This is a genomic window from Pilimelia columellifera subsp. columellifera, assembly GCF_039532605.1.
In the GTDB taxonomy this organism is placed as follows: domain Bacteria; phylum Actinomycetota; class Actinomycetes; order Mycobacteriales; family Micromonosporaceae; genus Pilimelia; species Pilimelia columellifera.
The window spans coordinates 44,928-68,427 of record NZ_BAAARY010000018.1 but is presented as its reverse complement, the minus strand read 5'-3'; the positions used below and the strand labels follow the sequence as shown (position 1 = coordinate 68,427).

Annotated in this window: 14 protein-coding genes; 4 read left to right on the top strand and 10 right to left on the bottom strand. The window is 73.6% G+C overall.

Annotation, left to right across the window (positions count from 1 at the left end):
- Both ABD287_RS15805 and ABD287_RS15800 read left to right on the top strand, forming a co-directional pair.
- On the top strand, positions 1 to 372 hold a 372-nt coding region (locus ABD287_RS15805), incomplete at its 5' end, for an SIR2 family protein (RefSeq protein WP_344173811.1).
- A gap of 491 nt (positions 373 to 863) precedes the next feature.
- Positions 864 to 1,583: a class I SAM-dependent methyltransferase gene (locus ABD287_RS15800; protein ID WP_344173809.1), complete on the top strand. Its 720-nt coding sequence runs from the start codon at positions 864 to 866 to the stop codon at positions 1,581 to 1,583.
- A gap of 52 nt (positions 1,584 to 1,635) precedes the next feature.
- Here ABD287_RS15800 and ABD287_RS15795 read toward each other — a convergent pair whose 3' ends face one another.
- Positions 1,636 to 2,436: a shikimate dehydrogenase family protein gene (locus tag ABD287_RS15795; RefSeq protein WP_344173807.1), complete on the bottom strand. Its 801-nt coding sequence runs from the start codon at positions 2,434 to 2,436 to the stop codon at positions 1,636 to 1,638.
- Entirely contained in the window at positions 2,429 to 2,872 is a 444-nt protein-coding gene (locus ABD287_RS15790; protein ID WP_344173805.1) for a type II 3-dehydroquinate dehydratase, read from the bottom strand. Before ABD287_RS15790 ends, ABD287_RS15795 begins: the two co-directional genes overlap by 8 nt.
- A 124-nt stretch (positions 2,873 to 2,996) precedes the next feature.
- Between ABD287_RS15790 and ABD287_RS15785 the strand changes: the two genes are divergently transcribed.
- Positions 2,997 to 3,980: a Gfo/Idh/MocA family protein gene (locus ABD287_RS15785; RefSeq protein WP_344173802.1), complete on the top strand. Its 984-nt coding sequence runs from the start codon at positions 2,997 to 2,999 to the stop codon at positions 3,978 to 3,980.
- The gene (locus ABD287_RS15780) at positions 3,977 to 4,756 is read left to right on the top strand and encodes a Gfo/Idh/MocA family protein (protein WP_344173800.1); all 780 of its coding nucleotides are present in this window, start codon (positions 3,977 to 3,979) and stop codon (positions 4,754 to 4,756) included. The genes ABD287_RS15785 and ABD287_RS15780 overlap by 4 nt, the downstream gene beginning before the upstream one ends.
- On the opposite strand, the gene ABD287_RS15775 is transcribed toward ABD287_RS15780, so the two are convergent.
- The 8 genes from ABD287_RS15775 to ABD287_RS15740 all read right to left on the bottom strand — a co-directional run bounded on the left by ABD287_RS15775 (position 4,750) and on the right by ABD287_RS15740 (position 23,490).
- The gene (locus tag ABD287_RS15775; RefSeq protein WP_344173798.1) at positions 4,750 to 5,517 is read right to left on the bottom strand and encodes a thioesterase II family protein; all 768 of its coding nucleotides are present in this window, start codon (positions 5,515 to 5,517) and stop codon (positions 4,750 to 4,752) included. The genes ABD287_RS15780 and ABD287_RS15775 overlap by 7 nt on opposite strands.
- 15 nt (positions 5,518 to 5,532) lie before the next feature.
- Positions 5,533 to 6,432 (bottom strand): ROK family protein, encoded by a 900-nt coding sequence (locus ABD287_RS15770; protein WP_344173796.1) that lies wholly within the window; start codon positions 6,430 to 6,432, stop codon positions 5,533 to 5,535.
- Complete coding sequence (locus ABD287_RS15765) at positions 6,408 to 7,097, bottom strand: HAD-IA family hydrolase (protein WP_344173794.1); 690 nt, start codon at positions 7,095 to 7,097, stop codon at positions 6,408 to 6,410. Before ABD287_RS15765 ends, ABD287_RS15770 begins: the two co-directional genes overlap by 25 nt.
- A 62-nt stretch (positions 7,098 to 7,159) precedes the next feature.
- A complete protein-coding gene (locus ABD287_RS15760) occupies positions 7,160 to 8,218 on the bottom strand; it encodes a Gfo/Idh/MocA family protein (protein WP_344173792.1) in 1,059 nt (352 codons plus the stop codon).
- A complete protein-coding gene (locus tag ABD287_RS15755; RefSeq protein WP_344173790.1) occupies positions 8,215 to 9,378 on the bottom strand; it encodes an aminotransferase class I/II-fold pyridoxal phosphate-dependent enzyme in 1,164 nt (387 codons plus the stop codon). Before ABD287_RS15755 ends, ABD287_RS15760 begins: the two co-directional genes overlap by 4 nt.
- 84 nt (positions 9,379 to 9,462) lie before the next feature.
- The gene (locus ABD287_RS15750) at positions 9,463 to 10,641 is read right to left on the bottom strand and encodes a 3-deoxy-7-phosphoheptulonate synthase (protein ID WP_344173788.1); all 1,179 of its coding nucleotides are present in this window, start codon (positions 10,639 to 10,641) and stop codon (positions 9,463 to 9,465) included.
- Complete coding sequence (locus ABD287_RS15745) at positions 10,638 to 11,699, bottom strand: 3-dehydroquinate synthase (RefSeq protein ID WP_344173785.1); 1,062 nt, start codon at positions 11,697 to 11,699, stop codon at positions 10,638 to 10,640. The genes ABD287_RS15750 and ABD287_RS15745 overlap by 4 nt, the downstream gene beginning before the upstream one ends.
- 25 nt (positions 11,700 to 11,724) lie before the next feature.
- On the bottom strand, positions 11,725 to 23,490 hold the full coding sequence (locus tag ABD287_RS15740) for a type I polyketide synthase (protein WP_344173819.1): 11,766 nt from the start codon (positions 23,488 to 23,490) through the stop codon (positions 11,725 to 11,727).
- Positions 23,491 to 23,500: the final 10 nt, after the last annotated feature.

The following is a 23,500-nucleotide window of genomic DNA, read 5'->3' as shown; positions in this document are numbered from 1 at the left end:
CTGCCACAACGGTTCGGGGCAGTACTTCTGAACATCATCCACACCAGCTCAACGAACGACCAGGCGCTGCAACAACCCCAAATGACACACGGTCTAAACTGGACTGATAGCTACATAGAGCACGGCGACCTGCAAATAATTCATCTACACGGAACTGTTGCGACAAAATCTCCCAGTCCGATCGTCTTCTCGTTCTCCGAGTACCACAAGTCGGCCGAGCGTCATCCTGTCTGGAATTCGGTTCTCGCAGGGGCGATAGCTACAGAGCCATTCCTTGTGATCGGGGCACGCGTTCTCGACGATCCAGATATCGAAGCGACCCTGCAGCGGCGCCACACACCGTCAAGTGCAGGCCAAGCCGCTGCCCAATGATCAGTCTGCCCGCTTCTCCGTGCAGATGAGGATCACGGGTGTGGCCAGGTCGATAATGCTTCAGTTGCCGGATTCCTCGGTGATCTCTGAATTCGACAGACGTGCCCGGCTCGCGGTTGGTGTTCTCGCAGGGCTTGCCCACCAGCAGAAACCCAAGATCCGACGCCGACTGCATGGTGGTCGAGATGGTGAGCAGCACCCTGCCATCCTGCCAGCCAAGACAGCCCACCGCTGCCCGAGCCGAGGGTTGTCAGCGGCGCTCCGTCGACCGTGCAGGACTGCAGCAGTTCTGCCGCCTGGGCTAACTCCAGCGCCGGCAACAGGCGCCGTACCCGGCGGCTGTCGCTGGAAGCTACGGCTGGGACAACCAGACCTGGCTGTGGCACTCGGTCGGCGGTGTGTCTACTCGGTTTGGGGATAGCCCCGGCGAGGGCGGCGCGAGTGGAATGACAGCGCACAGCTCGAGTCGCCATCGGGAAAGGCCGGCACAGATGACCGTCGCGCGGACCAACTTCGAGCAAGCGTACAAGCAGACCTACCAGCCGGGGCGGACGGCCGAACGGCCGGTTCCGTGGGACATCGGCGCGCCTCAGCCGGAGGTCGTCGCGCTGGCCGCGGCGGGCGCGTTCCGTGGCGCGGTGCTCGACGTCGGGTGCGGCCTCGGTGAGAACTCGATTGCCCTAGCGGCGCGGGGGCTGCGGGTCACCGGCGTGGACGGTGCGCCGTCGGCGATCCGGGAGGCGACCGCCCGGGCTGCCTCGCACGGCGTCGCGGTCACGTTCGCGGTGGCGGACGCGGTGGTGCTGGAGGGCTACGACAACCAGTTCGACACGATCCTCGACAGCGGGCTCTACCACTGCCTGGGCGACGAGGACCGGCCCGCGTACGTCGCGGCGATCGCTCGTGCCGGACGGCCGGGCGCCCGGCTGCACCTGATCGCCTTCGCCGACGAACTGCCCGACGGTACGCCCGGGCGGATCACCGAGGAGCAGCTGCGGTCACACATCGTCGCCCCCTGGATGATCGACGAGCTGACCCGGCTGAAGTACAAGACTGCGCTGACCCGGGAGCAGCTGCGCCGCACCATTCTCGCCTCGTCCGGCGAGCAGGACGGCCCGGACGTGTTCGACCAGCTCGACGCCGACGAGCAGGGCCGGGCGTACCTCGTGGCGTGGCATCTGGTCGCCCACCTGCCGGGCGACGGGGCGTAGCACGCGTCGGCACCCATCCGGGCGACGGAGTCCGGATGGGTGCCGACGGGTCTCACCAGTCAAAAAAGCCCCGATAGCACTCCACCTGGCATTCGAGCATGTGGATGCCGTGGTGCACAGCCAGCCCGCGATCGGCGGCGGCCCGCAACAGCGCTGTCGTGTGCGGCTCCATGATGATGTCGGCCACCGCTGCCCCGGCCGGGAGGAGATGCGGATCCACCGGCAGCGGATCCTCCGGGCGCAGGCCGAGCGGCGTGGCGTTCACGACTAGGCCGGCGACTGCCAGGTCAGCGGGCTCGGCCACCCGGGCCCGGCCGGGGAAGTGCCGGTGGAGACGGGCCACGAGCTCGGCCGTGCGGGTCGCGTCGACGTCGTGGATCGCCACCGTACGGGCGCCCGCGTCGAGCACCGCCGCCGCCACGGCGCAACCGGCCCCGCCCGCGCCCGCCATCCACACGGCCACGTCCACGACCGTGTGACCGGCCTTCGCCAGGCCCCGGACGAAACCGACGCCGTCGAAGTTGTCGCCCGTCCACCGGCCGTCGGCGTCCCGCCGTACGACGTTGACCGCGCCGATCCGTGACGCCGCCGGACTGAGCCGGTCGGCTAGACCGGCCATCGCCGTCTTGTGCGGCACGGTCACGAACAGCCCGTCGAGGTTGACGATGTCGCGCAGGAGCCGGAACACGCCCGGCAACTCGGCGGCGCGCACGTGGACGGGCACGACGACCGCCCGCCGCCTGGCCTCGGCGAGCAGGGGGTTCAGCAGCCCCGGCGCCCGCACCTGCCGCACCGGGTCGCCGAGGACAGCGTACAGCCGGGTCTGACCGTCGATGGCCGGGAGGTCAGGCATCGCCGGCCCGCAGGTGCAGCAGCGCCCGAGCGGCGAGGACATAGCCGTACGCGCCGAGGCCGACGACGACGCCGGAGGCCAGCGGGGCGAGCACCGATTCGTGGCGGAACTGCTCGCGCGCCCACACGTTGCTCAGGTGCACCTCGATCCACGGCCGCGGGTAGCCGGCGAGAGCGTCACGCAGCCCCCACCCGGCGATCATCAGCGCGCCCGGGTTGACGATCGCGCCGACGGTGTCGTGCCGGTGGCGGTGGACGGCCCCGATCAGCTCGCCCTCGCCGTCGTGCTGGACGGACAGCAGCTCCAGGCCGGCCGGGTGGACCTCCTCCGCTACCGCCTTCTCGATGTCCGCCAGGGTCTGCGTGCCGTATATCTCCGGCTCGCGGTCGCCGAGAATGCCCAGGTTGGGGCCGTTGAGAAGTAGGAGAACGCTCATCTGGTCATCGTCGCCGCGGGGGTCCGGCGCCGCCATCATCAGATGTCGCAGTCCTGACGGCCGCCGCACCGGCCTACCCGACCTGGGGATGCCACGGGGTGGGCCCGGCGGGTGGAATGGCGGGATGAGGGTCGAGGTCGCGCTGGTCGGAGCTGGGCCGATCGCCCGCATCCACCTGGACGCGTGGGTGCGCGTCGGTGCGAAGGTGCGGGTGTACGCTGACGACGGCCGGGCGGCCGCGCTGGCCGGGGAGTTCGGTGCCCGGGTCGCCGGTTCGCTGGACGAGGCGCTGGACGGCGCCGGGCTGGTGGACATCTGCACGCCGACCGGCACCCACCCGCCGATCGCCCTGGCGGCCATCGCGGCCGGGCTGCACGTGGTTTGCGAGAAGCCGCTGGCGGCGACCACCGCCGAGGCGGAGGCGATCGCCGAGGCGGCCGAACGGGCCGGGGTGGTCCTCTATCCGGCCCACGGCACGCGCTTTCTAGCCCCATACGCCCGGTTGCGCGAGCTCGTGGCGGCCGGCGCCCTCGGCTCGCCGATGGCGGGACGGTTCGGGGTGACGGCGTACCACCCGACGGCGTGGACGGGCGAGGCGAGCGCCGGGTCCGGCGGGATCCTGACCGACCAGATGCTGCACGGCCTCGACATCGCATCGTGGATCCTCGGCGACGTGGTGCGGGTGTACGCCTGCTACCGGGGTCAGGTCGCGGCGCCGGCACCCGCCGGGGCGGTGGCGGCCGGTACCGCCGTGCTGACCCACGCGAGCGGGGCGGTCAGCCACGTGACTGGCGGGTGGGCGGCACCGCCGATTCCGGTGCACCGCACCTTCCACGTCGTGGGCACCGAGGGCTCGGCCTCCTACGACTCGGCGCTGCCGCAGGAGCTCCAGGTGACCGCCGGAGCGGCGGCAGATGTGCCCCGGCACGTCGGCGAGTCGCCGTTCGTGGCGGAGATCCGCGAGTTCGCGGCGGCCTTCGCGGGCGGTCCACCGCCGCGGGTCGCCGCCCGGGACGCGGTGGCGGCGGTACGGCTCGCCGAGGCGGCCGCGCAATCGGCCCGCACCGGGCACGCCGTCGAGCTGCGCGTGCCGGAGGCCATCCGATGAGGATTGCGATCCCGGCCGGAGGCGGTGCGCAACGGTACGCCCGGTGGCTGCGTGACTCGCCCGACGTGGAGCTGGTCACCGACGGAGCGGACGCCGTGGTGGTCGGCGGCGATCCCGCCCAGCGCCGGGGCCTGGTCGAACAGGCCGCCGCGGCAGGCTCCCACGTGCTGTGCGAGCCGCCCCTCGCCCCGAACGAGGCGGACGCCGAGCGCATGATCGAGGCCTGCTCGCGCGCCGGTGTGGGCCTGACCCTCGCGCTTCCGATCCGGTTCAGTCCGACGTTCGCCGCCCTGCGCCGCGCGGTCGCGGACGGCGAGCTCGGTCGGCTGCTCACCGTCAACGGCACGGTGAACGGAGTCGGCCCCGGCGCGGCGGTCACCCTGATCGACCTGGTCGACGTCCTGCTCGACGGCGAACCGGCGGAAGAGGTGTACGCCCAGGCCGCCCCCGGTGGCGGACCGGCCGTGCTGATGGTGCGCTACCCGGGCGGGACGGTCGCCAGTTTCGGCTGCGGCTGGGATACGACGGCGGCGGAGTTCACCGGCGAGCGGGCGACCGTGCGCTACGACCCGTTCCCCCGTCTGCTCGACGTACGCGGGCCGCAGGACACGAACGACGGGGCCGCCCTGGACGCCGCTATGCTCGGGGCCTTCCTCGCCGGTGTCCGCGACGGCCGACCGGCCGGCCCGGACGGCGGGGCCGCCCTGCGCGGCCTGCGGATCGTCCGGGCGGCCCGGCGGTCCATGGGCACTGCCCGGCCCGAGCCGGTTCACTGAGTCCCGGCACCGTCCGCGGCAATGGTCCGCAGCAACGCCGCGATCTCGGTGAAGTGGTCGGTGACGAAGAAGTGGCCACCCGGCATCGAACGGAACGCGGCCGGCCCGTCGGTGTGCCGCTCCCAGGCGCTCGCCTCCTCGCGGGTCACCATCGGGTCGTCGGTGCCGGTGAGCACCGTGAACGGGGCGTGCACCACCCGGCCGGGCTGGTGGCGATAGGTCTCCACGGCCCGGTAGTCGCCGCGTACCGCCGGCAGGATCAACCGCAGGGTCTCGGGGTCAGACAGGACGCTCGCATCGGTCCCGCTGAGCGCCTGGATCTGCGCGAGGAGGCCGGCCGGCGGCAGCCGATGGAACTGGTCGTTCCGGTAGCGCGACGGCGCTCGGCGGCCCGACACCACCAGGTGCACCGGCGGCGGGAGGCCGTCGTCCTGCATGAGCAGGGCGATCTCGTACGCGAGGAGCGCGCCCATGCTGTGCCCGAACAGGATCAGGGGCCGGTCGATCGACGGCCGCAACGCGTCGAAGCAACGCCGCGCGAGCTCGGTGAGGGACGTGATGAGCGGCTCTCGGTAGCGGTCCTGACGGCCCGGGTACTGGGCGGCGAGGACCTCGACCTCGGGGGCGAACGCCCGGGCCAGCGGGTGGTAGAAGCTGGCCGAGCCGCCGGCGTGCGGCAGGCAGGCGAGCCGCACGGGCGCGCCCGGCGCCGGCCTGAACGTGCGCCACCACGCCGGTACGCCCTGCGGTGCTGCGGACATGAAACCTCGTCTCCTTTACAGCGTGCGTGCCAGTTCGATCGCGCCGGCCAGCGAGGATAGTCCGCCGAGGGCGGCGGCGCGTACGGGCAGCGGTTCCTGGCCAGGACGGATCAGCCCGGCGACGTGGTCGTTCAGGGTGGGTACGGCGCCGGGGACGCCGGCGAGGAAGCCGCCCCCGACGACCACCAGGCGCGGGTGCAGCAGTTCCGCCACGCTGGCGATCGCCGTAGCCAGCGCGCGATAGGCCGCGCCGAGCGCCGTGATCGCCCAGGGGGCCGTGACGGCCGCCCGGCACAGTTCCTCGTACGCCACGGGCAGTCCCCGCGCGCGGGCGGCCCGGTCGAGGATCGCGGGCCCTGAGGCGACCGCCTGCAGGCATCCGTCGCGGCCACACCGACAGCTCTCACCCCCGCCGATGACGATGTGCCCGATCTCGAAGGATCCCCGGCCGGATCCCGGGCACAGCTCGCCGCCGAGGACGAATCCGCCGCCGACACCCGTACCGACGCCGAGGTAGAGCAGGTCGGTGACGCCGGCCGCGCGGGCCTCGGCGAGCGCACCGAGGTCGCCGTCGTCGGCCCAGGCGACCGGGACCGCCCCGAAGAGCGCGCCGAACACGTCTCCGGCCGCCAGCCCGATCCACGACGGACGGCTCGGCCACGCGCTGACCCGACCGGCTGCGTCCACCGTCGCGGGCAGGGCCACCCCGGCCGCCCGCAACGGCAGGCCGACCTCCGCCACCCGCTCGGCGAGCAGCGCGAGGTCCTGGCCGGCATCGTGTCCCGGCACCCAGCGGAACGCGGACTCGTGCCCGCGGCGGTCCCCTTCCTCGGCCCGCAGCGCGACCTTCGTGCCGCCGATGTCGACGCCCAGGTCGTACACCGGCCCGGTCAGCGGACCGGTGCCGGCGGACACAGCGCCAGGAGGTCGGCGGGCTTGCGCAGGACGACGTCGGGGCGGGCGGCGAACAGCTCGTCTTCCTCGGGCTCGGCCCACACCGCCGCGGCGGCATCGACCCGGGCGCCGCGGGCGCTGAGCAGGTCGGTCGGCGCGTCGCCGACCATGATGGCCTCGTCGGCCGGCACGCCGAGTAGCTCCAGCGCTCGCAGGACGATGTCCGGGGCGGGCTTAGGCCGGGCGACCTCGTCGGAGCCGATGACGTGGGCGAAGTACGGGAGCAGGCCGAGCGTGTCGAGCAGGGAGCGCGCCCGTTCGCCGGTCTTGCCGGTGGCGATGGCGAGCAGCAACCCGCGCTCGCGCAGTGCCGACAGCAGGTCCACGACGCCGTCGAACACGGTGACGCGGTGGGCGAGCCGGTAGCTTTCCCGGACGAAGGGTCCCTCCATGGCCAGCGGCAGGCGCATCTCCCGCATGATGTCCGGGAAGTAGCGGCCGAGGTGCCGCCGGTATTCCACGAAGGGCGCCGGGCCGGGGCCGACGACCTCGGCGTACGCGATGGCGAACGCCTCACTCATCACCGCGAAGCTGTCCACGACTACCCCGTCGAGGTCGAAGATCACCGCGCGCCGCAACGGCACGGCGAGGCCTGCCCCGGCAGGTTCGATCAAGGGCTTGGTCATGCGTGTTCTCCCTGGTCCCGGCGGCGTGACCACCTGGCGTACGGCGCCCCGGTCACCGGAGGTCATCCGGCGACCGGGTGCGCGGACTGGTAGAACCTGTCGATGAGCCCGACGGTCAGGCGGGCGTCAGCGATGGCAGCGCCGCGGTTCCCCGGATCAGCCAGGCTCGTGGCTAGGCTGTCCAGCTGGGTCCTGTACTCGGTGCCGACGGGCTCGGCGAGCACAGGCAGCAGGGTGGTGACGCCCACCCTGGACACGGCGAGTTCCGATGCCGGCAGGCGGTTCGGGCTGAAGCCGAAGGTGCAGCGCAGGCAGGCGACACCCTCGCTGCCCTCGATCCGCAGCATGGAGACGTCCCGTTCGTCATGGGAGGCCCAGCTCGTACGCAGCGACACCGAGACCCCGTCGTGGCGTACGAGAAAGCCCCGTGCCGTGTCCTCGACGTCGCCGCCCCCGCCGGTCGGGGTGTCGTCGAGGCGCCAGGCCGCGTTCCAGCCGCCGGCGCGGACGAAGTCGTCGGACGTGACGCCGACGACCTGCCGGATCTCGGCCGGGTCGATCAGTGAGTTGAGCGTGTCGAACAGGTGCCAGCCGAGGTCGACCAGCGCGCCGCCGCCGGCCTTGCTGAGCTCGGTGAACCAGCCGCCGGGCCGCGGTATCCCCCGGGACCGGGTCCACCCGAGCTCGGCGTGCTGGATCCGGCCCAGGGTGGGCACCACCTGGCGAAGGGCGGTGACGTCGGCCCGGTGTCGGGCGGCGCTGCCGGCCAGCAGGGTGGCGCCGGCGGCGCGTTCGGCACCGGCCAGGTTTGCGGCCTCCTCCAGCGTCAGGCACACCGGCTTCTCCAGGAAGACGGAGATGCCGCGGCGCAGCAGCCGGGCGGCGGTCTCGGCGTGCAGATGGTTGGGTACGGCCACCACGGCGAGGTCGACGTCGTGCGGGTTCAGGGCATCGACGTCCGGGTACGCCCGTACGCCGATCTTCTGCCTCACCGCCTCGCACGCCCGGGTGTCCGAGTCGACCGCCGCGATGACCTCGAATGCGTCGTGTTCCCCGAGCAGCGGCAACCAGAGCTCCCGGCCCGCCCAGCCCAACCCTGCGACCGCCACCCGGATCGTCATGTGGCCGTCACCGCACCGGCGATGATCTCGGCGGTGGCGTGCAGGGCCTCGGACTCCGCCAGCAGGGCCCGGTGGTGCAGCCAGATGCCGTCGGTGCTGATCGCCTCGGTGTTGGGGCAGCGCTCGGCGATCTGCTCGACGGTCTCGGCCACCTGCGCGCCGTCCCAGAACGCGTCGGTGCGGTAGATCGCCCGGAAGGTGGCGAAGGCGGGCAGCCCGGCCGCGACTAGGCGGTCGATGAGGTCGTTGCGTGCCTGCTCGCCGAGGCCCGGCACCCGGAACATCGCCATGTAGTGGGTGTTGCGGTCGGCGCGTGGGTCGCCGCTCTGCGGCACCACGCCGGGGATTCCGGCCAGCAGCCCGGACAGCAGCGCCCAGCGCTCGTCGCGGACCGCGTTCTGGGCATCGAGACGGCGCAGCTGGGCCCGCAGCACGGCCGCCGAGAACTCGCCGAGCCGCAGGTTGGATCCGCTGACCTTGTGCAGGTAGCGCCGGTCGGTCCGGGGCCGCCCGCAGCTATGGCGCAGGAATGCGCTTTCGAGCAGTTCCTCGTCGGGCAGCAGGAGGGCACCACCCTCACCGGCCGTCATGAGCTTGCCGTTCTGGAAGCTGAAGGCCGCGATCGTGCCGAACTCGCCGATCCGCTTGCCCTGCCAGCGAGCGCCCTGCGCGTGCGCGGCGTCCTGCAGCAGCGCCACGCCGTTGTCGGCGGCCAGCTTGGCGAGCGCGTCCATATCGGCCACCAGCCCGGCCATGTGGACGGGCATGATGACCCGGGTCCGCGGCGTCACGGCGGCCGCGGCGGCGGCGACGTCGATGTTGTACGTTCCGGCGTCCACATCGACCGGTACGGCGACCGCACCCAGCCGCTGTGCCGCCTGCGACGACGAGATGAAGGTGAACGCCGGCACGATGACCTCGCTGCCCGGCCCGACGCCGAGGCACTGCAGAGCCAGTTCGAGGGCGTGGGTGCCGTTGGTGACCGCCAGGGCGTACGGGGCGCCGTGGAAGGCGGCGAACTCCCGCTCGAACGACTCGACCTCGGTGCCGCCCATCCGCCACCACTGGCCCTGTTCCAGGGCCCGGATCAGCGCGGTGCGCTCCTCGTCGTCGTACTGAGGCCACTGCGGGAACACGGGTGCTTTACCGATGGCGTCCATGTCTCTCCGAAACTCGCCGGGACTGAGGGGACCCGCTCAGGTTATGAGCGCCGACCGGGGGCGACGTATACCCCGATCTGATAGTCATCGCCGGAGCAGGCGCGCGGCGTGCCGGGCGACGTCGAGCGCCTGGGACGGGTTGAGACGGGGGTCGCAGGCCGTGCGGTAGCGGTCCGGGATGTCGTGCTCGGCGAGGCCGCACGTGCCGCCGACGCACTCGGTGACGTCGTCGCCGGTGAGTTCGAGGTGCAGGCCGCCGGGATAGGTGCCGAGTTCCCGGTGCACCTCGAAGAAGCCTTCCAGTTCGTCGAGGATCCGGCCCAGGTCGCGGGTCTTGAAGCCGCTCGCGAGCAGCTCGGTGTTGCCGTGCATGGGGTCGCACTGCCACACGACGAAATGCCCGGCGGCGGTGACCTTCTCCACGATGGGCGGCAGTACGTCGCGGACACGGTCGTGGCCCATCCGGCTGATGAGGGTGAGGCGGCCGGCCTCGCATTGCGGGTCGAGCCGCTGGGCGTACTCGACGGCCTCCTCGGGGGTGGTGGTCGGGCCGATCTTGAGGCCGATCGGGTTGGCGAGTAGCGCGGCGAGGGCTATGTGCGCGCCGTCGAGCGCCCGGGTTCGTTCGCCGATCCACAGGAAGTGGGCAAGGCCGCTGCGCACGCTCGATCCGTACGTCGTGAGCCCGGCCGCCTCGTAGTCCAGCAACAGCGCCTCGTGGCTGACGTATGTGCCGACCTGCGCGGCGCGGATGACGTCGACGGTCCGCGCCGCGTGAATCCGGGCCTGCCGCATCCGTCCCGAATCCGGGGTACGCGCCGCCACGGTGGCGGTGCGGGCGTTGATGATGTCGCCTCGGTAGACGGGCAGGCCCGCGGCGTCGGTGGATGCGGAACGCGGCTTGGCATACTGGCCGGCGGCCCGGGCCAGGCGTACGACCGGCCGCCCGGCGGCGGTTGCGAGCAGGGCCGCCATCCGGTGCAGCAGGGCCACGTTGCCTCGTACGTGCGTGGGGGTGTTGTCGGTGAAGGTCTCCGCGCAGTCGCCGCCCTGCAGCAGGAAGGCCTCGCCCCTCGCGACGGCCCGGAGCCGCTCCCGCAGCCGGGCCGTCTCCCCCGGCGTCACGATGGCCGGCAGGGTGCGCAGGGAGGCTGCCACGGCGTCCGCGCATTTCCGGTCGGGCCAATCGGGCTGCTGGGCCGCGGGCCGGGACAGCGCGGCCCGCACCGGGGCGCTGTGCTCCCGGGCGATCCGGCGGGTCACCGGGCCCCCGCGGGTTCGGCGTCTCCCGCGACCATGTCGTCCAGAGGTTGCCGCGGCATCTCGCCGAGCACCCGCCGGACGGTTTCCGCGTCGACCCCGGCGACGAGGGCCGGGCCGCCGTCGCCGTCGAGGACGAAGCCCAGGCCGTCGACCGCCTTCTTGTCGTGGCGCATGACGCCGATCAGATCCTCGGCGGCAACGTCCTCCGGCAGGGCCGCGGGCAGTCCGTAGTGGCGTACGACCGCGTCGTGCTCGGCGGCGCGCGCGGCCCCGATCCGGCCCAGCGAGTGGGCGAGGCGGCCTGCGAAGACGGTACCTACCGCGACCGCTTCGCCGTGGTAGAGCCGGAAATCGGTGGCTATCTCCAGCGCATGCCCCAGCGTGTGCCCGTAGTTAAGGATGTGCCGCAGCCCGGTGTCCCGCTCGTCGCGGGAGACGACGTCCGCCTTCAGCGCGACGCCGGCGGCGATCTGCTCCTCGGTGGTGAGGCCGCTAAGGTCGCCGGCGCCGATGAAGTGGCAGCGGGCGATCTCGCCGAGACCGTTGCGCCGTTGCCGGGGTGGCAGCGTGCTCAGGTAGTCGGTGTCGCACAGGACCGCGGCCGGCTGCCAGTACGCGCCGACCAGGTTCTTGCCGGCCGGCAGGTTGACCGCGGTCTTGCCGCCGACGCTGGCGTCGACCTGGGCGAGCAGCGTGGTCGGGACGTGGACGACCGCGACGCCGCGGTGGTAGAGGGCAGCGGCGAGCCCGGCCACGTCGGTGGTGGTCCCGCCGCCGCACGTGACGACCACGTCCGAGCGGCTCAGCCCGAAGGCGGCGAACCGCGCGCAGAGGTCCTGCACGGTGGCGAGCGTCTTGGCGTGTTCCCCGTCGTGGGCCGGGACCACGGTCGAGGGGACCCCGGGGTCGGGCACCCACGGTTCGGGGCGGGCCGAGACCACCACGGCCCGGCGAGCGCCGAGCCGTTCGACGATCGCCGGCAGCAGGTGGCGCGACCCCGCGCCGATGACCACTTCGTACGGACGATCGCCGGCGTGCACCTCGACGGTCGTGGGCATCTCGAACCTTCCGGTCGGCGGCGGTTCAGCGCGAGCTGCCGAGGGCTCGGCGTACCAGGTCCACGACGTCCATCTCGTCGATGAGGTCCTCCTCGGCCGCCCTGGCCTCCGGCGCCTCGGCCGAGGCGCCGGAGGCCAGGGCGATGAGCGTGTCGAGCACGCCGGCCTGCGCGAATCGGTCGAGGGGCACTGCCGCGAGCACGCGCCGAAGCGTGGCCTCGTCCACCTCGGACGTGGCCAGTTCGCTGAGCAGTTCGTCGCGCAGGTGTGCGACCAGTACGGCCGGGGTCGGGTAGTCGAAGATCAGCGTCGACGGCAGCCGCAGCCCGGTCGCCGTGTTGAGGCTGTTGCGGAGGTTGACGGCGGCCAGGGAGTCGAAACCGGCATCCTGGAACGGCTGCTGGGCCGCCACCGCGTCGCCGCTGCTGTGCCCGAGCACCGCGGCGGCGTGCCCGCGGACCAGCCGCAGCAGCATCCGGTCCCGCTCGGCTTCGGTCGCGGCGCGCAGGGAATCCACGAGCGTGCTGTCGGGACCGTCGGTCCGGCCGGCGGACTCCCGGTCGCTCAGCGCGGCACGGGCCTCGGGCAGGGAGTCGAACAGCCGGGTCGGCCGCACCGAGGTGAACGCCGGGATAAACGCCGACCAGTCCACGCCGGCCACCGTTACGGTCGTCTCGTCGGCGCCGGTGGCCTGGGCCAGGGCGGCCATGGCGAGCGCGGTGGTCAGCGGCTGCACGCCCCGGCGGCGCAGCTGGGCGAGAGCCGCCTCGTCGGCGCCGATGCCGATCTGCTCCAACGCGCCCCACGCGACGGCGGTCGCGCGCAGACCCCGCGCACGGCGGGCTTCCACGAGGGCGTCGAGGGTGGCGTTGGCGGCGGCGGACAGGCCCTGGCCGCCGCCACCCCAGACTCCGGCGATCGAGGTGAACACGACGAACGCGTCGAGCGTGGTGCCGGCGAGCGCCTCGTCCAGCCACACGGCGGGATCCACCTTGGCCTCGAACATCTGGGCCACCTCGCGTTCGGCGGTGTCGGCGACGGCATCGCTCCAGGTCAGGTCGGCGGCGTGCACCACCGCGGTGAGCGGCAGATCCTCCCGGGCCGACACCAGCCGCAGGATCTCGTCCCGGTCGCGGCCGTCGCACACCTCGACCGGCACGTCGGTCCCGGCGAGGTCGGCACGTAACTGTTCGGCACGGTCGAGCGGGTCCCCGCCGCCGGTGGTGACGACGAGCCGCTGCGCACCGGCGTCGGCCAGCCAGCGGCTGGCGTGCCGGCCCAGGCCCTCGTCACCGCCGGTGACCAGCACCGTTCCGCGCGGCTGCCACCCGTCCGGTGCAGGGGTCGGGGCGGCGGCGCGCACGAGCCGCCGGGCGTACGTGCCAGAACGCCGGACCGCGATCTGGTCCTCCCCCGAGGCGCCGGTCAGCGCGGCGAGCACCCGCGTGACCGTACGTCGGTCGTCCGCGCCGGAGAGGTCGACCAGGCCACCCCAGCGGTCGGGGTGTTCCAGCGCCACGACCATCCCGAGCCCCCACAACGCGGCCTGGTGCGGCGCGGTGACCGCGTCCCGGATGCCGACGCCGACCGCACCCCGGGTGAACGTCCACAGTGGTGCGGTGACACCGGCGTCGCCCAGCGCCTTGACGAGGTTGACGGCAGGAGTCACCACCTCGGTCCGGTCCCCGAGCGCGAGCAGCGACAGCACCCCGGAGAACTCCCGTTCGGCCCCGATGGCCGGGGCGGCCCCACCGTCCACCCGTACGGTCACGGTGTTCAGCCCCTGGGCGGCGAGTTCCGCGACGAACCCGTCGACGGACCCGCCGGTGGGGGCGACCACGAGCCAGCGTCCGGCCGGCACCCCGGCCGCGTTGTTGTCGAACGGTTGCCAGGACGTCCGATAACGGAGTCCTTCGAGCGCCGAGGCGGACTCCTGGCGTGCCCGCCACCGGGCCAGCAGGGGCAGCACCCGGGTGAGGCTCTCGAAATCGGCCGTGTCGTCGGCGCCGAGCACCTCGGCCAGGGCCCGCGCATCCTCGTCGCGCACGGCCGCCCACACCTCGGCGGCGTCGTCGGCCCTGGTGGCCTCGCCGCCGTCCGCGGGCTCCCGCAGCCAGTACGCCTGCCGGTCGAACGCGTACACCGGCAGATCCACCCAGCCGTCCGCGGCGGGCAGCACGGCTGGCCATCGCGGCGTGACCCCGGCGACGCTCAGCTCGGCGATCGAGGTGAGCAGCCGCCGCATCCCGCCGTCGTCGCGCCGCAGCGACCCCGTGGCCGAGACGTTTCTTCCGGCTGCCTCGGCGCACTCGGTCACCGGCTGGACGAGGACCGGGTGCGGGCTCATCTCGACGAAGAACGCGAAGGCGTCCTCGACGAGCGCGGTGACCGCCGGCCCGAAGCTCACCTGGCCGCGCAGGTTGCGGTACCAGTAGTCGCCGTCGAGATCACCGGCGTCGCGGATCCAGCCGCCGGTGAGCGTCGAACGCATCGGCACCGCGGGCACCTGGGAACGCACATCGCCGAACGCCTCCGCGAGCGCGTCCCGCACGGTTTCCACGTGCCGGGTGTGCGAGGCGTAGTCGACGGCGACCCGGCGGACCCGTACGCCATCGGCAGCCAGCTGTTCCAGCGCGGCGTCCAGCTGCTCGGGCTCGCCCGCGATCACCACCGACGTCGGGCTGTTGACCACGGCGACCTCCACCGAATCCGCCCACGGCGGCAGCCGCTCGCGGGCCTCCGCCTCGCTCACGACGGCCGACGCCATCCCGCCGCCCCCGGCCAGCTTGGCCGCGATGACCTGGCTGCGCAGGGCGACCACCCGGGCCGCGTCGTTCAGCGACAGTGCTCCGGCCACGCAGGCCGCGGCGATCTCGCCCTGGGAGTGGCCGATCACCGCGTCCGGCACCACGCCCGCCGACGACCAGACCGCGGCCAGGCTCACCATCACGGTGAACGTGGCGACCTGAACCACGTCCACGCGCTCGAACATCGCCGGTTCGGCGTCGCCGCGCAACACGTCGAGCACTGGCCAGTCGAGCCACGGCTCGAGGGCCCGCGCACAATCGGCGGCCCGGGCGGCGAAGACCGGGGACTCCGCGAGCAGGTCCCGGCCCATGCCCAGCCACTGCGCGCCCTGGCCGGGGAACACCCAGGCCAGCTTGCCGGCTACGGCGGTGCCCGAGACCAGCCGGGGGTCGCGTTCGCCGCGGGCCAGAGCGTGCAGGGCGGGCAGCGCCTCCTCGGGCGTCTCCGCGACGACGGCGGCCCGTTCGCCAAGCACCGCGCGGCGGGTGGCGAGGGCGGCCGCGACGGACGCCAGCGGCACACCCGGTTCCCGGGTGAGCAGCGCCGCGAGCCGGGTGGCCTGCGCCGTCAGGGAAGCTGGGGTCTTCGCCGTAAGCGTGAGGGCGACGACGCCGGGGCCGCCGGTAGGAATCGGGTCCTCGCCGGGGGCTTCCTCGATGACGAGGTGGGCGTTGGTGCCGCTCGCGCCGAAGGAGGAGACGCCCGCACGGCGTGGCCTTCCGACCGTACGCGGCCAGTCGCGCTCTTCGGCGAGCACGCGTACGGTTCCGGCCGACCAATCGACCTGGGAGGTCGGCGCACCGGCGTGCAGTGACGCCGGGAGCACGCCGTGCCGCAGCGCCTCCACCATCTTGATGACCCCGGCCACGCCGGCCGCCGCCTGGGTGTGGCCGATGTTCGACTTCAGCGACCCCAGCCAAAGCGGGTGCTCCGGGTCCCGGTCCTTGCCGTACGTGGCCATCAGCGCCTGGATCTCGATCGGGTCGCCGAGGACCGTGCCGGTGCCGTGGCCCTCCACCACGTCCACGGCGGCGGCGTCCAGCCCGGCCTCGGCCAGCGCCCGGCGGATGACGCGCTGCTGCGCCGGTCCGCTGGGGGCGGTGAGCCCATTGGAAGCGCCGTCCTGGTTGACGGCGCTGCCGCGGAGCACGGCGAGCACGCGATGGCCGTTGCGGCGGGCGTCCGACAGCCGCTCCAGGACGACGATACCGGCCCCCTCGGCCCAGCCGGTGCCGTCCGCGTCCGACGAGTACGACTTGCAGCGCCCGTCTGCCGCGAGCCCGCGCTGGCGGGAGAACTCCAGGAACGCGTCGGGCGCCTGCGCCGCCAGGTGAATCGCCACCAGCGACGACGAACACGCCGTGTCGACCGTCACCGCCGGGCCCTCGAAGCCGAACACGTACGACACCCGCCCGGACGCCACGCTGGCGGCCGTACCGGTCATCACGTAGCCCTGCACGTCCTCGGGAACCTGTCGCAACCGGGTCACGTAGTCGTGGTGCACGATGCCCGTGAACACCCCGACATCCCGGCCGCGCAGCGACAACGGGTCGATCCCGGCGCGTTCGAACGCCTCCCACGAGGTCTCCAGCAGCAACCGCTGCTGCGGATCCATGGCCAGGGCCTCGCGCGGCGAGATCCCGAAGAGGGCGGCGTCGAACTGGGCGGCGTCGTGCAGGAAACCGCCCGCACGGGTGTAGGAGGTCCCGGGATGGGCGGGGTCCGGGTGGTAAAGCCGGTCGACGTCCCAGTCCCGGTCGGTCGGGAATCCGGTGACGGCGTCCCGTCGCTCGGCGACCAGCCGCCACAGCGCGTCCGGGCTGTCGGCCCCGCCCGGGAACCGGCCGCTCGTCGCGATGATCACGATCGGCTCGTCGGCTCCGCAGGCTGCGGGCACTCCGGTGTCGGCGTCTGCGTCGGCATCGCCGTGCAGGACGGCGCTCAGCTGGGCGGCGAGGGCGCCGGTGGTGGGGTGGTCGAAAGCGACGGTGACAGGCATCTCGACGCCGGTGAGGTCGCGTAGGCGGTTGCGCAGCCGGACGGCACCCAGCGAGTCGAGGCCCAGGTCCTTGAAGGACATCCGCTCGTCGAGGGCGGTGTCCGGGCGGTGGCCGAGGACGACGAGGGCGCTCTCGCGGACGAGGTCGGTCAGGTCGGTGAGGTCGCGGACCGCCGCCGGGGCGACGGGGGGGACAGCGACCGGGGGCGGGGCGGGTTCCTCCTGCTCGGTGCCGATCCAGAAGCGCTGATGCTCGAAGGCGTACGTGGGCAGTTCGGTACCGAGCGGCGCCGGGCCGGAGCGGCCGATGATCACGGGCCAGTCGGCGCCGATGCCGCGTACGTGCAGGCCCGCGACGGCGCTACGGACGGCGAGTGCCTCGTCCGGGCTGGCCGGCAGAAAGGGCAGGCAGGCGGCCTCGGACAGGCCCGGCGCCTCCAGCACCATGCTGGTCAGCGCGCTGCCCGGCCCCGCCTCGAGGAAGGTCGTGGCGCCCTCGGCTCGCAGGGCGGCCACCGCGTCGCCGAACCGGACGGCGTGCCGCAACTGCCGTACCCAGTAGCCGGCGGTACTCATCTCCCCGGCCGCGTCGAGCCGTCCGGTGAGGGTGGAGACGATCGGGACGGTGCTCGGCCGGTAGGTCAGGCTCGCGGCGACCGCCCCGAACTCGTCAAGTACCGGTTCCATCAGCACCGAATGGAACGCGTGGCTGACGCTCAGACGGCGGATCTTGTGGCCGTCGCGGTGCAGCCGGTCGGCGATCGCGTCGACGGCCTCCTGCTCGCCGGCGAGGACGAGCGAGTCGTGGCCGTTCACGGCGGCCACGCCGACGCTGCCCGGCGCGTCCCGCAGCAGGGCGGCGACCTGCTGCTCGGTCGCCCGGACGGCGGTCATCGCGCCGCCGGCAGGCAGGGCGTCCATGAGCCGGGCCCGCGCCGCCACCAGCCGGGCGGCCTGGCTCAGATCGAGCACCCCGGCCACGTGCGCCGCGGTGATCTCCCCGATCGAGTGCCCGGCGAGCAGCGCGGGCCGCACGCCCCAGCTGACGAGCAGCCGGTACAGCGCGGTTTCCAGAGCGAACAGGGCGGGCTGAGTATAGAGCGTACGGTCGAGCAGCGCCGCCTCGGGCGTGCCGGTCGCGGCCGCCAGGACTTCGGCCAGCGGCAGCGGCCAGTGACCGCCGAGGTGTCGTTCGACCTCGGCGATCGCGGCCGTGAAGGCCTCCCGGAACACGGGTTGGCTGCGGCTCAGGCCGGCGCCCATGCCGGCCCGCTGGCTACCCTGCCCGGTGAACAGCACGGCGAGGCTGCCCTCCACGGTGGTTCCGGTGACCGTGGCGGCGCCGGGCGTGCCGCGTTCGAGGTCGCGTAGTTCCGCGGTCAGGTGCTCGCGGTCGGTCGCCAGGATCACCGCCCGCCGGCCGAGGTGGGCGCGGGCGGTCGCGAGGGCGTGGGCGACGTCGCCGGGCTGGGCATCCGGTTCGGCGGCGACGAACGCGGCGATCCGCGCGGCCTGACCGGACAGCCCCGACGTGGTGCGCGCCGACAGCAGCACCGGCACGACGGCGGGGTCGGGCACCGGGGACGGCGGCGGCTCGGGCGCCGGCCCGGCTTCCAGCACCACGTGGGCGTTAGTGCCGCCGATACCGAAGGAGGACACACCGGCGCGGCGGGGGCGTCCGGCGTCCGGCCAGTCACGGGCCTCGGTGAGCAGCCGCACGGTTCCCGCCGACCAGTCGATGTGCGACGACGGGCGGTCGACGTGCAGGGTGGCGGGCAACTTGCCGTGCCGCATCGCCAGCACCATCTTGATGACCCCAGCGACGCCCGCCGCGGCCTGGGTGTGTCCGAGGTTCGACTTGACCGAGCCCAGCCAGAGCGGCCGGTCCGGGTCCCGGTCCCGGCCGTACGTCTCGAGCAGTGCCTGCGCCTCGATCGGGTCGCCGAGCGTGGTTCCGGTGCCGTGCGCCTCGACGGCATCCACGTCAGACGGCCCGAGGCCCGCGCTTGCCAGGGCGGTGGTGATGACCCGTTGCTGGGCGGGCCCGCTGGGCGCGGTCAGGCCGTTGGACGCGCCGTCGGAGTTCACGGCCGTTCCCCGGACAACGGCGAGGACCTGGTGGCCGTTGCGACGGGCGTCGGAGAGCCGCTCGACCAGCAGCAGGCCGGCGCCCTCCGACCAGCCGGTGCCGTCGGCAGCGTCGGCGAACGACTTGCACCGCCCGTCCGGGGCCAGGCCGCGCTGGCGGGAGAACTCGACGAACGTCTCGACCGTGCCGATGACTGTCACGCCGCCGGCCAGCGCCAGCGAGCACTCACCCTGCTGCAGCGCACGCACCGCTAGGTGCAGGGCCACCAACGACGACGAGCACGCCGTGTCGATCGTGATCGCCTGACCCTCGAAGCCGTAGTGGTAGGCGATCCGGCCCGAGACGACGCTGCCGGAGCTGCCGGTGAGGCGGAAACCCTCGGCGCCCGCGGATCGGTGCGCCCGCATGCTGTAGTCGTGGCTGTTGACGCCTGCGAACACGCCGACGTCGTGGCCGTGGAGGGTGGCCGGGTCGATGCCCGCGCGTTCGAGGAGCTCCCAGGAGGTCTCCAGCAGGAGGCGCTGCTGTGGATCCATGGCGAGCGCCTCGTTCGGTGAGATGCCGAAGAACGTGGCGTCGAAACCGGGGGCGTCGTCGAGGAAGGCGCCGTGGCGTACGTACGTTGTTCCGAAGTGGTCGGGGTCGGGGTGGAACAGGCCGTCCGTGGGCCAGCCCCGGTCTTCGGGGAAGCCGGTGACCGCGTCGACGCCGCCGCGAACAACCCGCCACAGGTCCTCGGGACTGTTGACCCCCGCCGGGAATCGGCAGGCCATGGCCACGATGGCGATCGGTTCGCTGGGGGCGGCCGCGACGGCGGGGACGGCGCTCGGGGCGGTGTCGCGCCCGGTGAGCCGGTCCCGCAGATGCCCGGCCAGCGCAACCGGGCGCGGGTAGTCGAACGCCACCGTGGCACCGAGCTTGAGGCCGGTGTCGGCGGCCAGCCGGTTGCGCAGCTCGATGGCGGTCAACGAGTCGAGGCCGGTCTCCCGGAACGGCCGGTCGGCGGGCACCGACTCCGGGCCGTCGTGGCCGAGTACCTCGGCGGTGTGCCGGCGCACCATCCGCAGCAGCGCGCCGGCCTGGTCCGCCTCGCTCAGGCTCGCCAGCGGCTCGGCGACGGGGGTTGCGGCCGCGGCGTGCGCCCGGGGGCGGGTCGGCGGCACGAGGGCCCGCAGCAGCGGCGCGACGGGTTGGCCCCCGGTACGCAGGCCCGTGAGGTCGAACCGGGTCGCGACGACGTCCGGTGGCGTGTTCCCGCGCAGCGCGGCGTCGAGCAGCGCCATGCCGTCGCCGGCGCCGAGGCTCAGCATGCCACTGCGCCGGGTACGCGAGTGGTCGGCGTAGCCCAGGTGCCGGGTCAAGCCGCCCGCCTCGGTCCAGAAGCCCCAGGCCACCGAGACGGCTGGCAGGCCGAGGCGGCGGCGTTCCCGGGCGAGGGCGTCGAGGCCGGCGTTGGCCGCGGCGTAGTTCGCCTGCCCGGGGTTGCCGAGCACGCCGGCGGCCGAGGAGTAGAGGACGAACGCCGCGAGGTCGCGGCCGAGGGTCAGCTCGTGCAGGTGCCGCGCCGCGTCCAGCTTGGGGCGCAGCACGGTGTCGAGGCGGTCGGTGTCGAGCGTGGTGAGGACGCCGTCGTCGAGGACCCCGGCGGTGTGCACGACGGCGGTCAGCGGGGCGGTGTCCGGGATGCCGTCCAGCAGCTCCCTGACCTGTTCGCGGTCGGCGACGTCGCACCGGGCGATCGTGACGGTCGCGCCGAGGGCGGCCAGTTCGTCGCGCAGGGTCCCGGCCTCGCCGGTGGGGCCGCTGCGCGAGGCGAGAAGCAGGTGACGTACGCCGTGTCGGGCCACCAAGTGACGGGCGGTGATCGCGCCGAGCAGCCCGGTGCCGCCGGTGATCAGCACGGTGCCGTCCGGGTCGAGCGGCCGCGCGGTCCGGCCGTCGCTCGGGGGTGTCCGGACGAGCCGAGGCACCTGCGCCCGCCCCTCGCGTACGCGGATCTGGGGTTCTCCGGTGGCCAGCGCGCCGGGCAGGGCGTCGCGGGACCGCTCGTCGGTGGCCACCAGCACGATGCGGCCGGGGTGTTCCGACTGCGCCGAACGCACCAGCCCCCACACCGCTGCGGTGGAGATGTCGTCGCGGTCGCTGGTGTGCACGACCAGCCGGCCGCCCGCCGCGTCGGAGCCGGTCAGCCAGCTCCGCAGGGTGGCGAGAACCTCGGCCAGCACCGCCCGGGGGTCGCCGGCCGGCACCTCGTAGTGCCGCGTGTCCGGGAGCGGGGCCGCCTCCGAGGGCAGGTCGATATCCGTCCAGGCGGTGTGGAAGAGGGGGAGCCCGGCCCCGGGTGCCGTCGTATCCGGGCCGGTCGTGACCGCCGCCGCCGACAGCACGGGTGCACCGGTCGGGTCGGTGAGCAGCAGCCGGCGGCCGTCGCCGTGGACCGTCAGCGCGGTGGCGCCGGTGGCGTGCAGGGCCACGCCGGTCCAGGTCACCGGGGTCGTGCCGGGCTCGATGACGGTACGTACGGCCGCGTCGAGCAGCGCCGGGTGTAACCCGTAGCCGCCCGGTTCCCCGTCGAGATCCACCCGCCCGGTCTCTGGAACGGACGGCGGGACGGGCTCGTCGGCGGCCGGGGTGAGCACGCCGTGGGCGTGCCGCGTCCACGGCTCGCCGGCGACCGACCCGGCGGCACGGGTCCAGAGTTCGACGGCACGGTCGCCGTTCTGGCCGGGGCCACCGACGCTCACCTGGAGGTCGAGGGCGCCGTGCGCGGGCAGGACGACCAGCGTACCGGTGGTGAGGCTCGCGACGACCGGGGTACCGGTCTGGCCCCCGGCGTGGATCACCACGTCGAGCAGGGCGGTGGAGGGCAGTACGGTGGCGCCGTCCTCCCGGCGGGTGGTGATCCAGGGGAACGACGACGCCGACCACCGGGCGACGGCCACCGATCCGCCGTCGTCGGGGCGGTTGAGGAGGGCGCCCAGCAGTGGGTGTTCGACCTCGGCCAGGCCCAGGGGCCCCGGTCCGGGGCGGGCGCCGGTGGCCGGTAGCCAGTAGGGCCGGTGGTCGAAGGCGTACGGCGGTGGCTCGGCCCGTCCCCGGGCGGGCGGCGTCACGGCGGCCCAGTCCACGGCGGTGCCCGTGACGAACAGGCGGCCCATCGAGGCCCCGAGGCGGCGGAATCCACCCTCACCGCGGCGCAAGGACTCCGTGACCACCACCTCGGCCCCGGCCGCCTCGGCGATCTCAGTCACCGGCTGCACGAGCACGGGATGGGCGCTGACCTCCACGAACGAGGTGTGACCCCGATCGATGAGGGCGGCGACGGCGGGGGCGAAGCGCACCGGGTGGCGCAAGTTGCGCACCCAGTAGTCGCCGTCGAGTTCCCCCGCCGCGGTGATCCACGCACCGGTGACGGTGGAGAGCAGGGGGATCCGGGGTGCCCCGGCGCGTACACCGGCCAGGGCGGCGCCGAGCCGCTCGGCGACTTGCTCGACCTGAGCGGTGTGCGAGGCGTAGTCCACGGCGATGCGGCGGACCCGGACACCGTCGTCCTCCCACGCGGTAAGGACCTCCCCCAGCGCGTCGGGCGGGCCGGCGACGACCACCGAGCTCGGGCTGTTCACGGCGGAGATCGACAGCCGATCGTTGCCCGCGAGCCGTCGGGCGGCTTCCACCTCACCGAGAGCAACCGACGCCATGGCCCCGCCACCGGCGAGGACGTCGCGGATGAGGGCCGCCCGGACGGTCACCACCCTCGCCGCGTCGGGCAGGGACAGGGCGCCTGCCACGTACGCCGCGGCGATCTCCCCCTGGGAGTGTCCCGCCACCGCCGACGGCTCGACACCGGCCGACCGCCACACGGCGGCGAGCCCGGTCATCATCACGAAGGAGGTGATCTGGACGACGTCCACGCTCGCGGCGATGTCCTCGGGCAGTTCGCCACGCAACGCCTCGGTTAGCGGGAAGTCCGCGTACGGCTCGATGGCGGCCGCGCAAACCCGCACGTGCGCGGCGAAGACTGCCGAGACGTCGAGCAGGTCGCGGCCCATCCCGGACCATTGCGCGCCCTGTCCCGGGAAGACGAAGACCACCGGGCCCGGGCGAGCGGATCCGACGACGATACCGGAACCGCTGCGGCCCTGTTCGACGGTACGCAGCAGGGTGGCCGCTTCGGCGGGGGAGTCCGCCACGATGACCGCCCGCTCACCGAATAGCGCCCGGCAGTTGAGGGCAGCCACCACGTCCGGCAAAGGGTCGTTGCCGGCCTCGAGGAACGCCGCGAGCCGGCCCGCCCCCGTGGCCAGGGCGGCCTGAGTCTTCGCCGACAGGGCGAGCGGGACGACGGCGTTGCCGGGCGGGGGTACCGGCGGCGCCGGTTCGACGGCCGCTTCCTCAAGGATGAGGTGCGCGTTGGTGCCGCTGACGCCGAACGACGACACCCCGGCACGGCGGGGACGCTCGGTCCGCGGCCAAGGCCGGGCCTCGGTGATCAGCCGGACGGCGCCGGCCGCCCAGTCGACTCGCGGCGAGGGCCGAGCCGCGTGCAGCGTTGGTGGGAGCACACCGTGCCGCAGCGCCTGCACCATCTTGATCACTCCAGCGACGCCCGCCGCCGCCTGGGTGTGGCCGATGTTCGACTTCAACGAGCCCAGCCACATCGGCCGGTCCGGGTCCCGGTCCTGGCCGTAGGTCGCCAACAGCGCCTCGGCCTCGATCGGGTCTCCCAGCACGGTGCCGGTGCCGTGGCCCTCCACCACGTCCACGCCGGCGGCGTTCAGCCCGGCCCTGGCCAGCGCCCGACGTATGACGCGCTGCTGAGCGACACCGCTGGGGGCGGTCAGCCCGTTCGAGGCGCCATCCTGGTTGATCGCCGACCCGCGTAGGACGGCGAGCACCCGGTGGCCA